Consider the following 12,967-nt stretch of genomic DNA (forward strand, 5'->3'; position numbering starts at 1 on the left):
TCTCCCTCGCGACAAACGCGTGACGCGTTTGCGCGGAGATCATGCTTGAACAACGACCTGAAGCGCGATGACGATTCACAGGCGCATCGCGCCTTGGTCGCTGGTGCGAACGTGCCGGTCTCGCCGCAAGGCACGACCGACGAGGCGCGCGCTCAGCTCGCGAATGAAGCCATATGCGTTCGCCCGGCAAGTCCGGCCGTGGATTTTCTTTTGAACTTTCCGCCGGCTCGCGCGTCTTACAGTTGAAGCGTCCCCAAGCTTCACCCCCGACAGAGAACCCCGCTTCCCCCAGGCGGGGTTTTCGCTTTTTGGCGCGCTCGCGCTGCATCGGCTCGCCCGGAATTTCAAGCCTCTCTTTGCCGTTGACCCGGCTTCCCTCCCGAAGCACCTTTTCGGCGGGCAGGCTTTTGAGGAGGAGTTATGCCGAAAACCCTTGTGGAATTCAGAGCGCAGAACCTTCGTTTGCTGGAACGGCTTTGTCCCGATGATCCCAGATACATCCAGGCTTGGCTGAAGCAATTCGACGAGCAGAACGGGATCACCCCCGAAGCACGTCCAAAGTCCCGCAAAGCGCGAAGGACTTCTCCGCCGAGGAAGGTTGCTTCGCCCGGTCGGACCAGGTCAGCGCCCTCCTCCTCGGTCTCGCCACGCTGATCGGCGCAACGACGAGCGCGCATGCTTCGTTGCTGCGTGCTCCCCGTCGTAACGGGAGCGGCGACACCGGCGACGTGCCCCGATGCGATACACGAGCAACGATACGAGGGCGCAGCCGATCACGGAATATCCGCGGCCTTCCGGCTGTCGCCAATCGAAACCGGCTTGTTCAAAAAATACTCGCGGTTGCCTGTTGCGGCCTCCGCGTACTGGTCGATGGCCACGATGATGGCCTGGACGTGGGCGTAGCACCACCCTTCCCGTGTCGCCTTTCGACGAACGTCCTCGAGCGCGGTCAGGAAGGGCGACAACTCTCTCTCGTCGTCGAACCAGCGCCTGCTCACCATCTCCTCCCGCCGAGCACCCTGCCCTTGTTGTGATGCGGCTCTGCGCTCCTCAGCGCGTCACGCTGGGCGCACAGACTTTCAACCTTCGCCTCCATCCGCGACAGCAGCGCTTCGGCCGAGGCCGTCCCCACGCCTGCCCGCTGCAGCTGCAGGATCTCTTTTCTCTGCCTGCCCATCTGGATGCGCATCCGTTCGATCTCCCGCCTGACAAAGTCCAGGTCCGGCATGTTCAGCCCTCGCGATTTGGATATGGCCAATGAGAACAAAAACGGAACGAAGAGTCGAGTCCGACGTTTGACGGAAAAGGAGATTTTCGATGGCGGACAACACCCGGAAGGAACCAAAGGATTGGGTCTCCGGGGACGACCCGATGACGGGAGCCCAGGAATCCTACCTCAAGACCCTCGCCGAGCAGGCGCATCAGGACTTGCCCGAGGAGGAACTGACCAAGGCCGAGGCCTCGGAGCTGATCGAGGAGATGCGGCAAAAGGCCGGGCTGGAGCGGTGACCCGTATTCTTGCGGGAATCCGGAGCCATGTGTATGCAAACGAAATTGGGAATCGAAAATGCCTTATTTCGTTTGCGCCCGCGACGGAGCGGGCCAGATCATTTTGAAGCGCGACACAAGGGAAGCGGCCGAGAAGAAGGCCGCCGAGCTCCGCGACATGGGCTATTTCGAAGTCGAGATCGTCGCGAAGGGTAACGAGAAGGCGGCATGACGCTGGTCTGATCCGCCTTCGCGCTGCTCACTCGGAGCCAGCGCTTCATGCTTCCCTCAGCGCCTTGAAGGCGCTGAGAATGACGAATGCACCCAGACCGTAGGTCAGCGCATTCACGCCCCACGAGATGGCTATGCCGAGGAAGGTGGATCCTCCGACCGCTCCCCAGAAAAAATAAGCTGCGGTGATGCCCGGCCACTCCAGCGAGAGGAACGCGAAGTCGGTCAGCGGCTCCGCGACGAGGAGCGCTGAGGACATGAACGCCCCGATTGCGAATGCGATGATGAGGCTCATCGTCACGGAGTGCATCACAATCCCACCAGGCCGGCGATGACGGGAATGAAGAAATAGGCGGCGATCCCGAGAAGGCCACCCACGACAAAGCGTCCAGCACGGCCGTGGATCTTCGTATCGAGCCGCGCACAGATGGCCACCGCGGCCTGTCTCAGCCAGCTGGCAGCGATGCTTCTGACGAGGTCAAACAGGAGTTCTGCAACGAGTGCGGCCATGGCGTTTAGTCGGCACCACCTCTAACGGGGTTCAAGTGCCGCGGGGATGACCATGTCAGTTGGCGATCGCGCGAGAGCGAGAATTTAATGTTTCTCGTCAAGAGGGGTCGGACTGTATCGACGTTATGCGCCCTTCGATGATCCTATCCTCAATATAACGATCCACTTCTATTGCGCGCCTTATCAACTCGTTGCGTGTTTGTGGATCAAGCCCAGCTTTATCAGACAGCTTCATTAGTTTCTCAGCATTCGCTATTTTCTTCGCAACAACTGATTGCCGCTTATCCTCCCGGGCCAACGCTCGATCTGGTATCGCGATAAAGCGATCAACGATATCAGTTACGAACAATCGCACTTCTCGGACAACTTTCCCGATCCCCGCAAAGTCCGTGAACCCCGGGCTAGCGAATTCCATACGCTTGAGCTTTAACGGCCAATGCTCTCCGCTCGCTTCCTTAAGGAAGTACCGGAGGTGCTCGTCCGCAACACCGTGCTGGACTGAGCTGCTGCTGGTTTGATGGACACCGAGATTAGGTGTTTCATGAAGCCGGAGGTGGGCGATGAAGAGACGGAAGTTCAGTCGCGAGTTCAAGATCGAGGCGGTCAAGCTGGTTAGGGAGCGTGGGGTGTCGGTGGCGCAGGCCGGGCGCGACCTGGATGTCCATGAGAACGTTCTGCGCAAATGGGTGAAAGAGTTCGGCTCCGATCCGGTGCAGGCCTTTCCCGGTCACGGCCAGATGAAGCCGGAGCAGCAGGAGATCGAGCGGCTGCGCCGTGAGGTCGCCAAGCTGAAGGCCGAGCGCGACATCCTAAAAAAGGCCGCAGCCTTCTTCGCGAAGGAAGCGACATGAAGTTCGTCTTCATCGCGAAGCACCGGACGATCTGGCCGGTGGCATGGCTATGCGATGCGCTCGGAGTATCGCGGTCGGGCTTCCATGCCTGGCTCAACCGCTCTCCCAGCGCCAGATCCCGCAGCGACGAGGAGCTCGGCGGCAAGGTCAAGGCCAGCTTCGCCGCCAGCGACCGCACCTATGGCGCACGCCGGGTGTGGCGCGACCTGCTCGCCGAAGGGGCGGATTGTGGCCTGCACCGGATTGAGCGGCTGATGCGGCTGCAAGGCTTGCGGGCGCGGCCGCGACGTCGACGCTTGCCGAAGGACAGCGGCGATCGACAGCTTGAGACCGTACCGGCGAACCTCCTTGACCGGCAGTTCGCCGCCGAGCGTCCGAACCAGAAATGGATCGCCGACTTCACCTATCTCTGGACGGCCGAAGGCTGGCTCTATGTGGCGGCGGTGATCGACCTGTTCTCGCGCCGGGTGGTGGGCTGGTCGATGAGTGCCGCCATGACCGCACAGCTCGTGACGGACGCATTGTTGATGGCCGTCTGGCGACGCGGCAAGCCGGATGCGCTGTTGCATCACTCCGACCAGGGCAGCCAGTACACAAGCGAGCAGTTCCAGCGCCTGATGGCCGACCACGGCATCGTTTGCAGCATGAGCCGATCCGGCAACGTCTGGGACAACGCGGCGATGGAAAGCTTCTTCTCCTCGCTCAAGACCGAGCGTACGGAAAGCAAAACCTACAGGACCAGAGACGAGGCACGAGCCGATGTGTTCGACTACATCGAAAGATTCTACAACACCACCCGCAGGCACTCGACCATCGGCTATCTCAGCCCGGTTGAGTTCGAGCGCAAGGTAGGATTAGCTTAACCCGGTGTCCATCAAACCGGCAGCAGCTCAACGAATGGTTCGAAAGGTTCAAGCCGCCGCTGCAGATAGGCTCGATGGCACCGATATTCGTGCAAGCGACACCATGGTTGAACCATCAGCTAAAGGAGCACGGTGAAACATGGGAATTTAACCTGCAGGTTGGGCGCGAGATGGACCTACTGCGCTAATGCGTCGCCGGCTCTGCCACTGACCCGTCGCCCTGAAGGGAATTGACTGACGCCCTGTTGAACCTCCTCCGAAATGAGTGGACACCTGTAGTAAGCTCATTGTGTTTCCCTCGTCCGCACCGGCCCTCTGCCCCTCCTCCCCTTTTCCTGCTATCTCACACCCGCCGGCACCGCCGCCCCAAAAACCCCGCCACCCAGGGAGCAACAACCATGCGATACCTCCACACCATGCTGCGCGTGCGCAATCTCGATGTCGCGCTGAAGTTCTATGTCGATGCTTTCGGTTTGAAGGAGGTGCGGCGGATCGAGAACGACAAGGGGCGCTTCACACTGGTGTTCCTGTGCTCGGCGGACGATCTCGAGGCGCTGAAGAAGCAGCCGCCGACGCGCGGCGCGCCGCTGGTCGAGCTCACCTGGAATTGGGACGAGGAGACCTACGGCGAGGACCGCTTCTTCGGCCATCTCGCCTATGAGGTCGACGACATCTATGCCACTTGCGAGAAGCTGATGAAGGCCGGCGTCACCATCAACCGTCCCCCGCGCGACGGCAACATGGCCTTCGTGCGCTCGCCGGACCTGCACTCGATCGAGCTGTTGCAGAAGGGCGATCCGAAGCCGCCACAGGAGCCGTGGGCCTCGATGCCGAACACCGGTCATTGGTAGGTCTGCGCGCGGAACAAGCGCTCACGGCCCGCGTTCATCTTCCAGTGAGGCAATTGGAGGAGGATGCGATGGCGAGAGGGCTGTTGCTGTGGATGCTTGGCGTGCCGATCCCGGTGATCATTCTGTTGTGGCTGTTCTTCGGCCGCTGAGCGTCAGGTTGAACTTTGCAATGAAAGCTCCGCCGCGTGCGGAGCTTTTTGCATGAGGGGCGCGCCGCAATCGCGCATCGCTCCGAGCGGCGAATTCCGCTATCACCCGCAGCAAGCGACAACGCGGGGAGACGCTTCATGCCTGATACCAAGCTGACGATCTGGGGCCGTGCCAATTCGGTCAACGTGCAGAAGGTGCTGTGGTGCCTGACCGAGCTTGGCCTCGCCTACGAGCGCATCGATGCCGGCATGCAATACGGCAAGACGCGCGAGGCCGAGTATCTGACGATGAATCCCAACGCGCGGATCCCGACGCTGGTCGAGGGCGACTTCGTGCTGTGGGAATCCAACGCGATCATGCGCTATCTCTGCCTCGCGCATGGAAGCGGCACGCCGATCTACCCGGAGGCGCCCAAGCAGCGCGCCTCGGTCGACCGCTGGCTCGACTGGACGCTGTCGACCGTGCAGCCGGTCGACCGCCCGGTGTTCTGGGGCATCGTGCGCACCGCGCCCGCCGAGCGCGACATGATCCAGGTGCAGCGCGATGCCGATGCCGCCGCCGAGGTCTGGGCCATCGCCGACCGCCTGCTCTCATCACGCCGCTTCATCGAGGGTGATGCGTTCACGCTGGCCGACATCGCGATCGGGTCCTATGCGCGGCGCTGGCTCGGGGTCGAGGGCATCAGCCGGCCGGCGCAGCCGCACCTCACCCGCTGGCTCGCCGAGCTCGGCAAACGGCCCGGATTTGCACAATTCGTCGCACCGCCGATGTCGTGAGCGCCGGCAGGGTGCAAGCTGCGGCGATCGCGCGAGGAATCGTCGTGCCGGCGCAACCGTCCGGCGTCACGGCAGCACTTGACGGCTACTGTGCATGGGGTTGTTTTCGCAGTTTTGTTGTGGGCCTAGCGCCAGCCGCGCTCGACCAGCAGGACGGCGATGATGAGCACCAGCGTCACCACGGCGGTCGCGAGCCGGGCCGTCCAGCTCAGGCCGCGGCCGACCCACCACAGCAGCGCGCAATACATCATGATGGGAACGATGAGGTCGAGCCGCAGCAGGTCCGCCGGCATGGGTCTCAGCGCCTGACGCTGGTGTCGATGCTGATCGAGCCACCGACCTTCACGCAGGTTCCGGTGCCCTCGACCATGACGAAGCGCGGGCCGTAGGAGGCGCAGGAGCCCGCCCTGGCCTTTCCGGCGGCGCTCTTCAACGGCAGGGCGTTGCCCGCTTGCTGCCGTTCGGCAGGCGGGAGGCGGAGGCTCTCGGCCGCGGCCGCAGGCGTGGCCAGCAACGAGATCAGGATGAGGAGCAGCGTACGCATCGCCGCCTTGTAGCCCGGACCGGTGGGGCGCGCCATCGGGGGCGTTCGCGTCCGCGATCAGATGAACCTGACGCCGGCCGACTTGCCGCGGCGCCAGACCACCTGGCAGCTCCGCCCGGTGCGCGCGTCGCGTGCGAAGGCCATCCGGATCACGCCAGGAAGCTGGCTTGCGTCCTCGTCCAGCGTGATTTTCGCGCCCGTGTCGGAGATGTCCTGGACCAGGCAATGCCGCGCGGCGAAGCCGCCGTCGAGCGTGATCCAGGCGTGCTGCGACAGCAGCTTGCGGGCGGCGCGCTTTTTCGGCGGTGGCATTGGAAAATCTCCCGCTCCAGCGCTACGCAGGGAACCCTAACAAACCGTTGAAATCGACCCCGATGCCTCCCGGCCCGCGCTATCCACGGGCGCCAAAAGTCCGTTCCCGAACGGCTTGCCCGGGAGCGCAAAGGCCACTATACGTTCGCCCGCTGCAAGCCGCCGGGCGCTGTTCGGCCGGCCAGTGGCCGTGCCGCGGCAAGCGGCGGGGCCCTGCGTTTGCTCCCTTCGTCTATCGGTTAGGACGCCACCCTTTCACGGTGGAGAGAGCGGTTCGATTCCGCTAGGGAGCGCCAAAAAGCACCCAAAGTCATAGCGATGTCGGCAGGTTGGACAGACCACCAGGCGACAAGACCCAGGACGCCAAGAGCCGGTCCGAGCTGATCAACGACCTGCGCAGGCAGATGCGGGAGGTGCAAGAGAAGGCCCGCAAAGCTTACCGGGAGATCAGGCGGCGGCAGCAGACGCTCGGCCTGCGGACACATTGTTTCTGCGCAGAAACTCGGCTACCGGTGCGGTTTCAATCTATGGATCCGCAGCGATGACGGCCCGGGGGCTCACGTTCATCTACGTTGAGTATGGCGACATGGAGCGGCTCCAATTGGAGCTGAGGTACAGTCTGTCGACCTTGCTGTATTGGGGCCGCCGATTCCCTTTGGATGTTGTCGTCTACACTGACAAACCATATCGCCACGCGGATTTGCCGGTTCGGCTGGTCGACATCTCCAGCAAGATTTCGGAGTTTTCCCGCGACGGTCTCTACCATCATCGCATCAAGCCATGCGTCCTCCTGACGGAAATGGAGACCAGCACGAACTATTGCGTCATGGCTGATACCGACACCTTCTTCCGCGAGGGATTCTTCGAACGTCTGTTGGCCTCGCTGAGATCCGGTGCTGTAGCCGTCGATCGCCGTCACGGCCGCAATCCCATGCCCCAGCTCGCGGGGTTCGCAACCAGTCTGCCGAATGCAGGTCCCTATCGCTACGATCCAAAGCTCGCCGTTGAATACAACAGCGGGCTCACGGCCGTTGATCCGGAGCGGCATCTTCCGGTGGTGCAGGATGCCATAGCATGGATCGACGCCGTGCTCGACCATGGCGCACGGCAGCTCACCATCGAGCAGATCGCCTTGTCCGAGTGCCTGCGTGCCCACGCGATTCCCATAGCGACGATGCAACCCACTTTCGGGCACTACTATCGGGTCGCTCACAAGCGATACATGCAGTGGCAGCTGCGACGCTGGAAGGAAAAGGACGGCCGGCTGTTCTCACCGCAGCCAGGAACAATCCCGTACACGCGACTTCGGGTGAGGTGGTTCAGGATCTTCGCCAGGATCAGTACGATGCTCGGGCGCAATGTCGAGACGCAGACCCGGTGGAGATGAGCCGTCGAGTTCACGGTCGGCGCCAAAAGACCAGTGAGACGATTGTGACCAGTGGGACCAGCACAGCGGTGACCCTGCCAACCCATCTGGCCATTCGCTCGATCCGAAATTGAAGCGCCGCGTCTGGGGCTGGTGAGGCAGCGGGGTCGGTTGGCTTTCTACGCATGGCAGCTTTCTCTTAGCCGATCCCCTTCAACTTGGCACGCTCGGCTTGGGCGAACGCCTCGGCGTCCTTCAGCCTCGGCCTTCGGGCGCCCCTTTAGCAGGTTAGCCAGCGATCCAGAACGGGCGCGCGACATGCTGGCGAACCACCGCGGTCAACCATCTGAGATTGCTCATGGTGGCCCTTGCTGGCGCTGCTGGTCTGATCGCCACCGCTTGATTCCGCAGCGAGGGTGTTGCGACCTTACGCCGCGAGCCGTCGCTCGACTCCGGTCTGCGCATTTACCGGAAATTTACCCCTGCTCATGTTCGCCGGTATCAATTGCTTAGAGTTTCGCCGCTAGCCGTGGAACCCACGGAATCCCAAACAGATCGGCGCTCATGTCCGTCGAAGAGTTCCTCAGGCAACGGGCAGTGGACGTTGCGGTGAGCGGCAGCTACTCGCTCTCCCGCTGGTACGATTGCGAGGGCAAGCTGCGCAGCTTCGCCTGCCGGACCAAGCGCGTCTCGCCCTTCCGCATGATCGTGGACGTGCCTGTCGTCGGCAAGGTCGGCGAGCGCGTGACCTCCTACTTCCAGGATTTCGGCGAATTCCAGTGCACCATCAGCGCAACACTGAAGGCGGGCTTCCTGATCGAGCTCGACATGACGCGGGCGCGGCGCGCCTGGATGTCGGAAAAGCTGACCTGGCTCGAAAAGAAGCAGAAGGATGCCAGCGTTCGCGAGCTACGGCGTGACGCGCGCTTCGTTCCGCAGGTCTCGCACACCGTCCTGACCCTCGCGGACGGGAGCACTCATTCCTGCTTCATCATCGATGTCTCGACCGCCGGCGTCGCGGTGTCCTCCGAGTACGATCCGCCGGTCGGAACCCCGCTTGCGGTCGGCGCCTGCGTCGGGCGGGTGATCCGCAAATTCGCGCATGGCTTTGCGGTCAAATTCGCCGAGAAGCAGTCCCGGGACGACCTCGTCCGCCTGATCGTGCGCTCATCGCAGCCGGCCTGATCCACCGCGTCGCTGCCCTATCGCGGCCAAAATGCGGTCTCAGCCTATGTAGGTCTGTGCCTCGGGCCGGACGTCATCTGCAGACTTGCGCTCGGGGGACCGAATGGCAGTCGACAAGATCACAGCTGATAAAATCACAGTCGATAAGATCACTTGGGACAGGGTCGGCCGGGTCACCGAGCCCGGCCGCTACATGTACACGTTCGGCTGGCTCACCATCACCGCCGGCGATATCGAGATCTGGAAGCGATACCCACAGGCTGCGTTCACCCTGCTGGCGCAACCGGCCGATCCGGACGCATCGATCGGCGAAGAATTCCACCTCGGCGCCTTCGACGTCGCTCCCGGCGCCGCGCCGCCATTCACCACGCATTGAAGAACGGCTTCGAGGCCGCCGAGTCGCTGCAGCGCAAGTAGTAAGCCGCCGCGCGCTGCCTTGAGAGGTCATACTGCCCGCTGATCCGCTGCCCGGACAGGTGCGCAGTGAATCGAAGAAACCTGCGCATTTCCTTGATCTGGCTTGCCAATCCCGCCCCGACATCCGACGCACGGTCGTTGCCATGGATGACGAGCATTTTTTGTCATGCAATTGATTGCGCTTGTATTCTACTGCTTCGCAGGCGACGGGAATGAACGGCAGCTGTCGCCGGCGTTCAGCGAGCGGACAGCAGGCGCATGACACATGGTCGCATCGGCCGACGTAGATAAGCGGATCAAGGGAACCTATTTTCGGCGCCAATGTACCTGATCGAAGCGCTCCCCACCGTGATTGGAACTGCGGCCATCGCCCCGGCGCTGCTGATGCTGTGGCTTGTCATCGCGGCCGAAGAACGCCCTGGCCCGCCGGCCCAGGTCTGGACTGCCTTCCTGCTCGGCGCGGCCAGCATTTCGCTCCTGGGGCTCGCCCGCGCTCCCTTCGCCAAGATGGTCGCAGCCCCCGACGACCCCTGGGCGGCGCTCGCCATGCATTCGATCTTCGGCGTCGCGCTGCCTGAGGAGGCAGTCAAGGTGATCGCCATCGTGCTGATTTCGTCGACCAAGCGGCGGACCTTCTCCAATCCGATGGACACCGTGGTCTATGGCGCCGCGGTCGGCCTCGGCTTCGCCGCCTACGAGAACCTCGCCTATCTGGTCCAGCACGCGGAGATGTGGCGCTCGCTGGCCGCCCTGCGCAGCGTGCTGACCGTGCCCTTCCACGGCGCACTCGGGATCATTGCGGGCGCCTACCTGACGATCGCGCGCGCAGGCACGGCACTGGGCGCCAACCGCCGCCATCGCGACTGGGCACGCCTCTCCAGCCGGCTACTGATCTTCGCCGCCCCGCTCGCGCTGCATTCGGCCTTCGACTTCCCGTTGCTGGCGCTCCAGCGCATGCCCGATCTCGATCCGACGCTCCGGATGTGGCTGGGCGCCGCGAGCCTCCTGGTCGGCTTCGGCTCGATTGCTTTCGCCATCCGCCTGGTCCGGCGCGTCGCGCGCCACCATGCGCCGCGGACCGATGTCGCGCGCGAGCGGCTCAGCCAGCTCCGCCGGATGTGGGCGCTGCTGCTGGCCGGCGGCGGCATCGGCTTTCTGGGGCTCGCCTTCGTGCTGACCTCGATCCATCACTGGCTGATCAATCCCGAGCGTAACCTGACGCTGGCGCTGATTCCGATTGGTTTCGTCTCGATCCTGCTCGGCCTCGCGCTTCTGATTGTCACGACGGCGATCTACATTCTCGGCCGCAACCGCATCCGCACCAGCGCGGAAGGCTTTTCGTCGGCGCCCGGCGGCGGCTGAGCCGCGCGATGGCAGGCGCGGTGCACACATACTAGATTGAGCGGCATGGGCTGCTGACGAGATCGAGGACTTCATGACATCGCCTGAGGAATTTTCACGGCTGCAATCCGCAATGAACCAGGCGGTCAAGACGCATTGGAAGGCCTTCTTGTTCGAGGGCATCCTGCTCGTGGTTCTCGGCGTTGCTGCATTGGTTCTCCCGCCGCTTGCAAGTCTTGCGACGGCGATCTTCCTCGGCTGGATGTTCCTGATCGGCGGCATCGGCGGGCTGATCGCGACCTATTGGGCGCGCAGCACGCCGGGCTTCTGGTGGTCGCTGATCTCGGCCGCGCTGGCCGTGCTCACCGGCATGCTGCTGCTGGCCCGGCCGATGCAGGCCGTACTGACGCTGACCATCGTGCTTGGCGCTTATTTCCTCGCGGAGGGCGTCGCCACCATCATGTACGCGCTGGAGCACCGCCGCGAGCTGAGCGGCCGCTGGTCGTGGCTCCTGGTCTCCGGTCTCGTCGACATCGCGATCTCGTTCATGGTGATCACGGGACTGCCAAGCTCGGCGGACTGGGCGATCGGCGTGCTCGTCGGTATCAACCTGCTGTTCGGCGGCGCCACCTTGATCGGCATGGCAATGGCGGCACGCAACAGCAAGACCTGAGGCGCCTCGCCGCCCTACGCGCCGATTGGGGGGTGACAAGCCGCCAGCGGCAGGCTATATGGCCTGCCATGATCACCGTCGCCACCAGCTATTTTTGGTATTTTAGCTACGACAGCTCGCTGGCGGCGGGAGGATCGCGCTCAATCTGACACATTGCAGCAAACGTCCGAACAAGCCGCCAGACCTGGCGGCTTTTTTATTGGCCGGCAGGTTCTAAAACAGACAGGAGCCCGCCGTGCTGAGCACGACCGACGATCTTCGTATCCGCGAACTGAAAGAACTGAGCACGCCGGCAGAGGTGATGCGAGAGGTCCCGCGCACGCTCACCGCGACGCGCGTGGTGATGGCCGCCCGCAATGCCATCCACGCCATCCTGAGCGGCCAGGACGACCGCCTGCTGGTCGTGGTCGGCCCCTGCTCGGTGCATGATCCCGAGGCCGCACTCGACTACGCCGAGCGCCTTGCGCGCTTGCGCGAGGACCTTGCCGACCAGCTCGAGATCGTGATGCGGGTCTATTTCGAGAAGCCGCGGACCACCGTCGGCTGGAAGGGCCTGATCAACGACCCAAATCTCGACGGCAGCTTCGACATCAACAAGGGCCTGCGGCTGGCGCGCAACGTGCTGTCGGCCGTGAACAATCTCGGTCTGCCCGCCGGCACCGAATTCCTGGACATGACGACGCCGCAATACATCGCCGACCTCGTCTCGTGGGCGGCGATCGGCGCGCGCACGACCGAGAGCCAGATCCACCGCGAGCTAGCCTCGGGGCTGTCCTGCCCGGTCGGTTTCAAGAACGGCACCGACGGCAACGTGCGGATCGCCGCGGACGCGGTGAAGTCGGCCTCGCATCCGCATCATTTCATGGCGGTGACGAAGCTCGGCCGTTCGGCGATCGCCTCGACCGTGGGCAATGAGGACTGCCACATCATCCTGCGCGGCGGCAGCAGGCCCAACTACGACGCGGCCAGCGTTGCGGCCGCCTGTAACGAATTGACCAAATCCGGCGTCGCGCCGCTCGTGATGGTCGATGCAAGCCACGCCAATTCGAGCAAGAAGCCGGAGAACCAGCCGCTGGTGATGGCCGACATCGCCAGTCAGATTTCGGGCGGCGAAAGCCGCATCATGGGCGCGATGGTCGAGAGCAACATCGTCGCCGGTCGCCAGGACGTGGTGCCGGGCAAGCCGCTCACCTACGGCCAGAGCATCACCGACGGCTGCATCGACTGGCCGACCACGGCAGGCGCGCTCGAGCAGCTCGCCGACGCCGTCGAGATCCGTCGCAACACCCGGCACGCCGGGCGGCATGAACGATCGGCCTGAGAAATCACGAGGCCAATGCATGATCCGGAAAAGTGCGCAGCGGTTCTCTGAAAAGATCATGCTTAAACAACAACCTAAGGCGCGATGA

General features: G+C 63.2%; 20 protein-coding genes and 1 tRNA gene. 13 read left to right on the forward strand and 8 right to left on the reverse strand.

The window, feature by feature from the left end:
• The first annotated feature begins 45 nt into the window (after positions 1–45).
• Positions 46–246: a hypothetical protein gene (locus tag IVB23_RS02110; RefSeq protein WP_247802352.1), complete on the forward strand. Its 201-nt coding sequence runs from the start codon at positions 46–48 to the stop codon at positions 244–246.
• 527 nt (positions 247–773) lie between these two features.
• On the opposite strand, the gene IVB23_RS02115 is transcribed toward IVB23_RS02110, so the two are convergent.
• Positions 774–1,001: a hypothetical protein gene (locus IVB23_RS02115; protein WP_028182153.1), complete on the reverse strand. Its 228-nt coding sequence runs from the start codon at positions 999–1,001 to the stop codon at positions 774–776.
• Complete coding sequence (locus IVB23_RS02120) at positions 995–1,228, reverse strand: hypothetical protein (protein WP_061881886.1); 234 nt, start codon at positions 1,226–1,228, stop codon at positions 995–997. Before IVB23_RS02120 ends, IVB23_RS02115 begins: the two co-directional genes overlap by 7 nt.
• A gap of 89 nt (positions 1,229–1,317) precedes the next feature.
• On the opposite strand from IVB23_RS02120, the gene IVB23_RS02125 reads away from it, so the two are divergent.
• Positions 1,318–1,509 (forward strand): DUF3072 domain-containing protein, encoded by a 192-nt coding sequence (locus IVB23_RS02125; RefSeq protein ID WP_061881887.1) that lies wholly within the window; start codon positions 1,318–1,320, stop codon positions 1,507–1,509.
• A gap of 58 nt (positions 1,510–1,567) precedes the next feature.
• Positions 1,568–1,720 (forward strand): hypothetical protein, encoded by a 153-nt coding sequence (locus tag IVB23_RS02130; RefSeq protein WP_156505331.1) that lies wholly within the window; start codon positions 1,568–1,570, stop codon positions 1,718–1,720.
• 45 nt (positions 1,721–1,765) lie between these two features.
• Here IVB23_RS02130 and IVB23_RS02135 read toward each other — a convergent pair whose 3' ends face one another.
• Both IVB23_RS02135 and IVB23_RS02140 read right to left on the reverse strand, forming a co-directional pair.
• Positions 1,766–2,029 (reverse strand): hypothetical protein, encoded by a 264-nt coding sequence (locus IVB23_RS02135; protein WP_247802353.1) that lies wholly within the window; start codon positions 2,027–2,029, stop codon positions 1,766–1,768.
• Positions 2,029–2,229 (reverse strand): hypothetical protein, encoded by a 201-nt coding sequence (locus IVB23_RS02140; protein WP_061881889.1) that lies wholly within the window; start codon positions 2,227–2,229, stop codon positions 2,029–2,031. Before IVB23_RS02140 ends, IVB23_RS02135 begins: the two co-directional genes overlap by 1 nt.
• A gap of 560 nt (positions 2,230–2,789) precedes the next feature.
• On the opposite strand from IVB23_RS02140, the gene IVB23_RS02145 reads away from it, so the two are divergent.
• From IVB23_RS02145 to IVB23_RS02155, 3 genes are all read left to right on the forward strand, one after another.
• A protein-coding gene (locus tag IVB23_RS02145) for an IS3 family transposase (protein ID WP_247800703.1) occupies positions 2,790–3,943 on the forward strand; the annotation gives its coding sequence in 2 pieces (ribosomal slippage) (positions 2,790–3,039 and positions 3,039–3,943; 1,155 coding nt in all).
• 398 nt (positions 3,944–4,341) lie between these two features.
• The gene (locus IVB23_RS02150; RefSeq protein WP_028136582.1) at positions 4,342–4,794 is read left to right on the forward strand and encodes a VOC family protein; all 453 of its coding nucleotides are present in this window, start codon (positions 4,342–4,344) and stop codon (positions 4,792–4,794) included.
• A gap of 287 nt (positions 4,795–5,081) precedes the next feature.
• Positions 5,082–5,720 (forward strand): glutathione S-transferase, encoded by a 639-nt coding sequence (locus IVB23_RS02155; protein WP_247802354.1) that lies wholly within the window; start codon positions 5,082–5,084, stop codon positions 5,718–5,720.
• Between the two features lie 125 nt (positions 5,721–5,845).
• Here IVB23_RS02155 and IVB23_RS02160 read toward each other — a convergent pair whose 3' ends face one another.
• From IVB23_RS02160 to IVB23_RS02170, 3 genes are read right to left on the reverse strand one after another with little or no spacing between them, the layout of a single operon-like run.
• Positions 5,846–6,013: a hypothetical protein gene (locus IVB23_RS02160; RefSeq protein ID WP_035678397.1), complete on the reverse strand. Its 168-nt coding sequence runs from the start codon at positions 6,011–6,013 to the stop codon at positions 5,846–5,848.
• A gap of 5 nt (positions 6,014–6,018) precedes the next feature.
• Positions 6,019–6,264 carry a hypothetical protein gene (locus IVB23_RS02165; protein ID WP_197968552.1) on the reverse strand — a complete coding sequence of 82 codons (246 nt, stop codon included), beginning with the start codon at positions 6,262–6,264 and terminating at the stop codon, positions 6,019–6,021.
• Between the two features lie 57 nt (positions 6,265–6,321).
• Positions 6,322–6,576: a PilZ domain-containing protein gene (locus IVB23_RS02170; RefSeq protein ID WP_061880412.1), complete on the reverse strand. Its 255-nt coding sequence runs from the start codon at positions 6,574–6,576 to the stop codon at positions 6,322–6,324.
• 221 nt (positions 6,577–6,797) lie between these two features.
• Here IVB23_RS02170 and IVB23_RS02175 point away from each other — a divergent pair.
• The 4 genes from IVB23_RS02175 (at position 6,798) to IVB23_RS02190 (ending at position 9,503) form a co-directional block, all read left to right on the forward strand.
• Positions 6,798–6,872 (forward strand) — tRNA-Glu (locus IVB23_RS02175).
• Positions 6,873–7,117: 245 nt separating this feature from the next.
• A complete protein-coding gene (locus IVB23_RS02180) occupies positions 7,118–7,963 on the forward strand; it encodes a hypothetical protein (RefSeq protein WP_061880411.1) in 846 nt (281 codons plus the stop codon).
• Positions 7,964–8,506: 543 nt separating this feature from the next.
• Complete coding sequence (locus IVB23_RS02185) at positions 8,507–9,127, forward strand: PilZ domain-containing protein (RefSeq protein WP_061880410.1); 621 nt, start codon at positions 8,507–8,509, stop codon at positions 9,125–9,127.
• Positions 9,128–9,230: 103 nt separating this feature from the next.
• A complete protein-coding gene (locus IVB23_RS02190) occupies positions 9,231–9,503 on the forward strand; it encodes a hypothetical protein (RefSeq protein ID WP_061880409.1) in 273 nt (90 codons plus the stop codon).
• Here the strand turns inward: IVB23_RS02190 and IVB23_RS02195 are convergent.
• Positions 9,490–9,702, reverse strand: coding sequence for a hypothetical protein (locus IVB23_RS02195; protein WP_247802355.1), 213 nt, complete (start codon positions 9,700–9,702; stop codon positions 9,490–9,492). The genes IVB23_RS02190 and IVB23_RS02195 overlap by 14 nt on opposite strands.
• Before the next feature lie 163 nt (positions 9,703–9,865).
• On the opposite strand from IVB23_RS02195, the gene IVB23_RS02200 reads away from it, so the two are divergent.
• The 3 genes from IVB23_RS02200 (at position 9,866) to IVB23_RS02210 (ending at position 12,879) form a co-directional block, all read left to right on the forward strand.
• Positions 9,866–10,906, forward strand: a complete 1,041-nt coding sequence (locus IVB23_RS02200; RefSeq protein WP_028177540.1) for a PrsW family glutamic-type intramembrane protease — start codon at positions 9,866–9,868, stop codon at positions 10,904–10,906.
• A gap of 73 nt (positions 10,907–10,979) precedes the next feature.
• The gene (locus IVB23_RS02205) at positions 10,980–11,558 is read left to right on the forward strand and encodes an HdeD family acid-resistance protein (RefSeq protein WP_061880407.1); all 579 of its coding nucleotides are present in this window, start codon (positions 10,980–10,982) and stop codon (positions 11,556–11,558) included.
• Positions 11,559–11,793: 235 nt separating this feature from the next.
• Positions 11,794–12,879, forward strand: coding sequence for a 3-deoxy-7-phosphoheptulonate synthase (locus IVB23_RS02210; RefSeq protein WP_276578559.1), 1,086 nt, complete (start codon positions 11,794–11,796; stop codon positions 12,877–12,879).
• Positions 12,880–12,967: the final 88 nt, after the last annotated feature.

Origin of the sequence: Bradyrhizobium sp. 191 (assembly GCF_023100985.1) — a bacterium.
Classification (GTDB): domain Bacteria; phylum Pseudomonadota; class Alphaproteobacteria; order Rhizobiales; family Xanthobacteraceae; genus Bradyrhizobium; species Bradyrhizobium diversitatis.

Excerpts from the sequence above, each read along its gene's own strand:
- IVB23_RS02200 (WP_028177540.1), top strand. The coding sequence starts at position 9,866 with ATGTACCTGATCGAAGCGCTCCCCACCGTGATTGGAACTGCGGCCATC.
- IVB23_RS02120 (WP_061881886.1), bottom strand. The coding sequence starts at position 1,228 with ATGCCGGACCTGGACTTTGTCAGGCGGGAGATCGAACGGATGCGCATC.
- IVB23_RS02185 (WP_061880410.1), top strand. The coding sequence starts at position 8,507 with ATGTCCGTCGAAGAGTTCCTCAGGCAACGGGCAGTGGACGTTGCGGTG.
- IVB23_RS02150 (WP_028136582.1), top strand. The coding sequence starts at position 4,342 with ATGCGATACCTCCACACCATGCTGCGCGTGCGCAATCTCGATGTCGCG.
- IVB23_RS02125 (WP_061881887.1), top strand. The coding sequence starts at position 1,318 with ATGGCGGACAACACCCGGAAGGAACCAAAGGATTGGGTCTCCGGGGAC.
- IVB23_RS02130 (WP_156505331.1), top strand. The coding sequence starts at position 1,568 with ATGCCTTATTTCGTTTGCGCCCGCGACGGAGCGGGCCAGATCATTTTG.
- IVB23_RS02205 (WP_061880407.1), top strand. The coding sequence starts at position 10,980 with ATGACATCGCCTGAGGAATTTTCACGGCTGCAATCCGCAATGAACCAG.
- IVB23_RS02195 (WP_247802355.1), bottom strand. The coding sequence starts at position 9,702 with ATGCTCGTCATCCATGGCAACGACCGTGCGTCGGATGTCGGGGCGGGA.
- IVB23_RS02165 (WP_197968552.1), bottom strand. The coding sequence starts at position 6,264 with ATGCGTACGCTGCTCCTCATCCTGATCTCGTTGCTGGCCACGCCTGCG.
- IVB23_RS02190 (WP_061880409.1), top strand. The coding sequence starts at position 9,231 with ATGGCAGTCGACAAGATCACAGCTGATAAAATCACAGTCGATAAGATC.
- IVB23_RS02135 (WP_247802353.1), bottom strand. The coding sequence starts at position 2,029 with ATGCACTCCGTGACGATGAGCCTCATCATCGCATTCGCAATCGGGGCG.
- IVB23_RS02155 (WP_247802354.1), top strand. The coding sequence starts at position 5,082 with ATGCCTGATACCAAGCTGACGATCTGGGGCCGTGCCAATTCGGTCAAC.
- IVB23_RS02170 (WP_061880412.1), bottom strand. The coding sequence starts at position 6,576 with ATGCCACCGCCGAAAAAGCGCGCCGCCCGCAAGCTGCTGTCGCAGCAC.
- IVB23_RS02160 (WP_035678397.1), bottom strand. The coding sequence starts at position 6,013 with ATGCCGGCGGACCTGCTGCGGCTCGACCTCATCGTTCCCATCATGATG.
- IVB23_RS02115 (WP_028182153.1), bottom strand. The coding sequence starts at position 1,001 with ATGGTGAGCAGGCGCTGGTTCGACGACGAGAGAGAGTTGTCGCCCTTC.
- IVB23_RS02180 (WP_061880411.1), top strand. The coding sequence starts at position 7,118 with ATGACGGCCCGGGGGCTCACGTTCATCTACGTTGAGTATGGCGACATG.
- IVB23_RS02140 (WP_061881889.1), bottom strand. The coding sequence starts at position 2,229 with ATGGCCGCACTCGTTGCAGAACTCCTGTTTGACCTCGTCAGAAGCATC.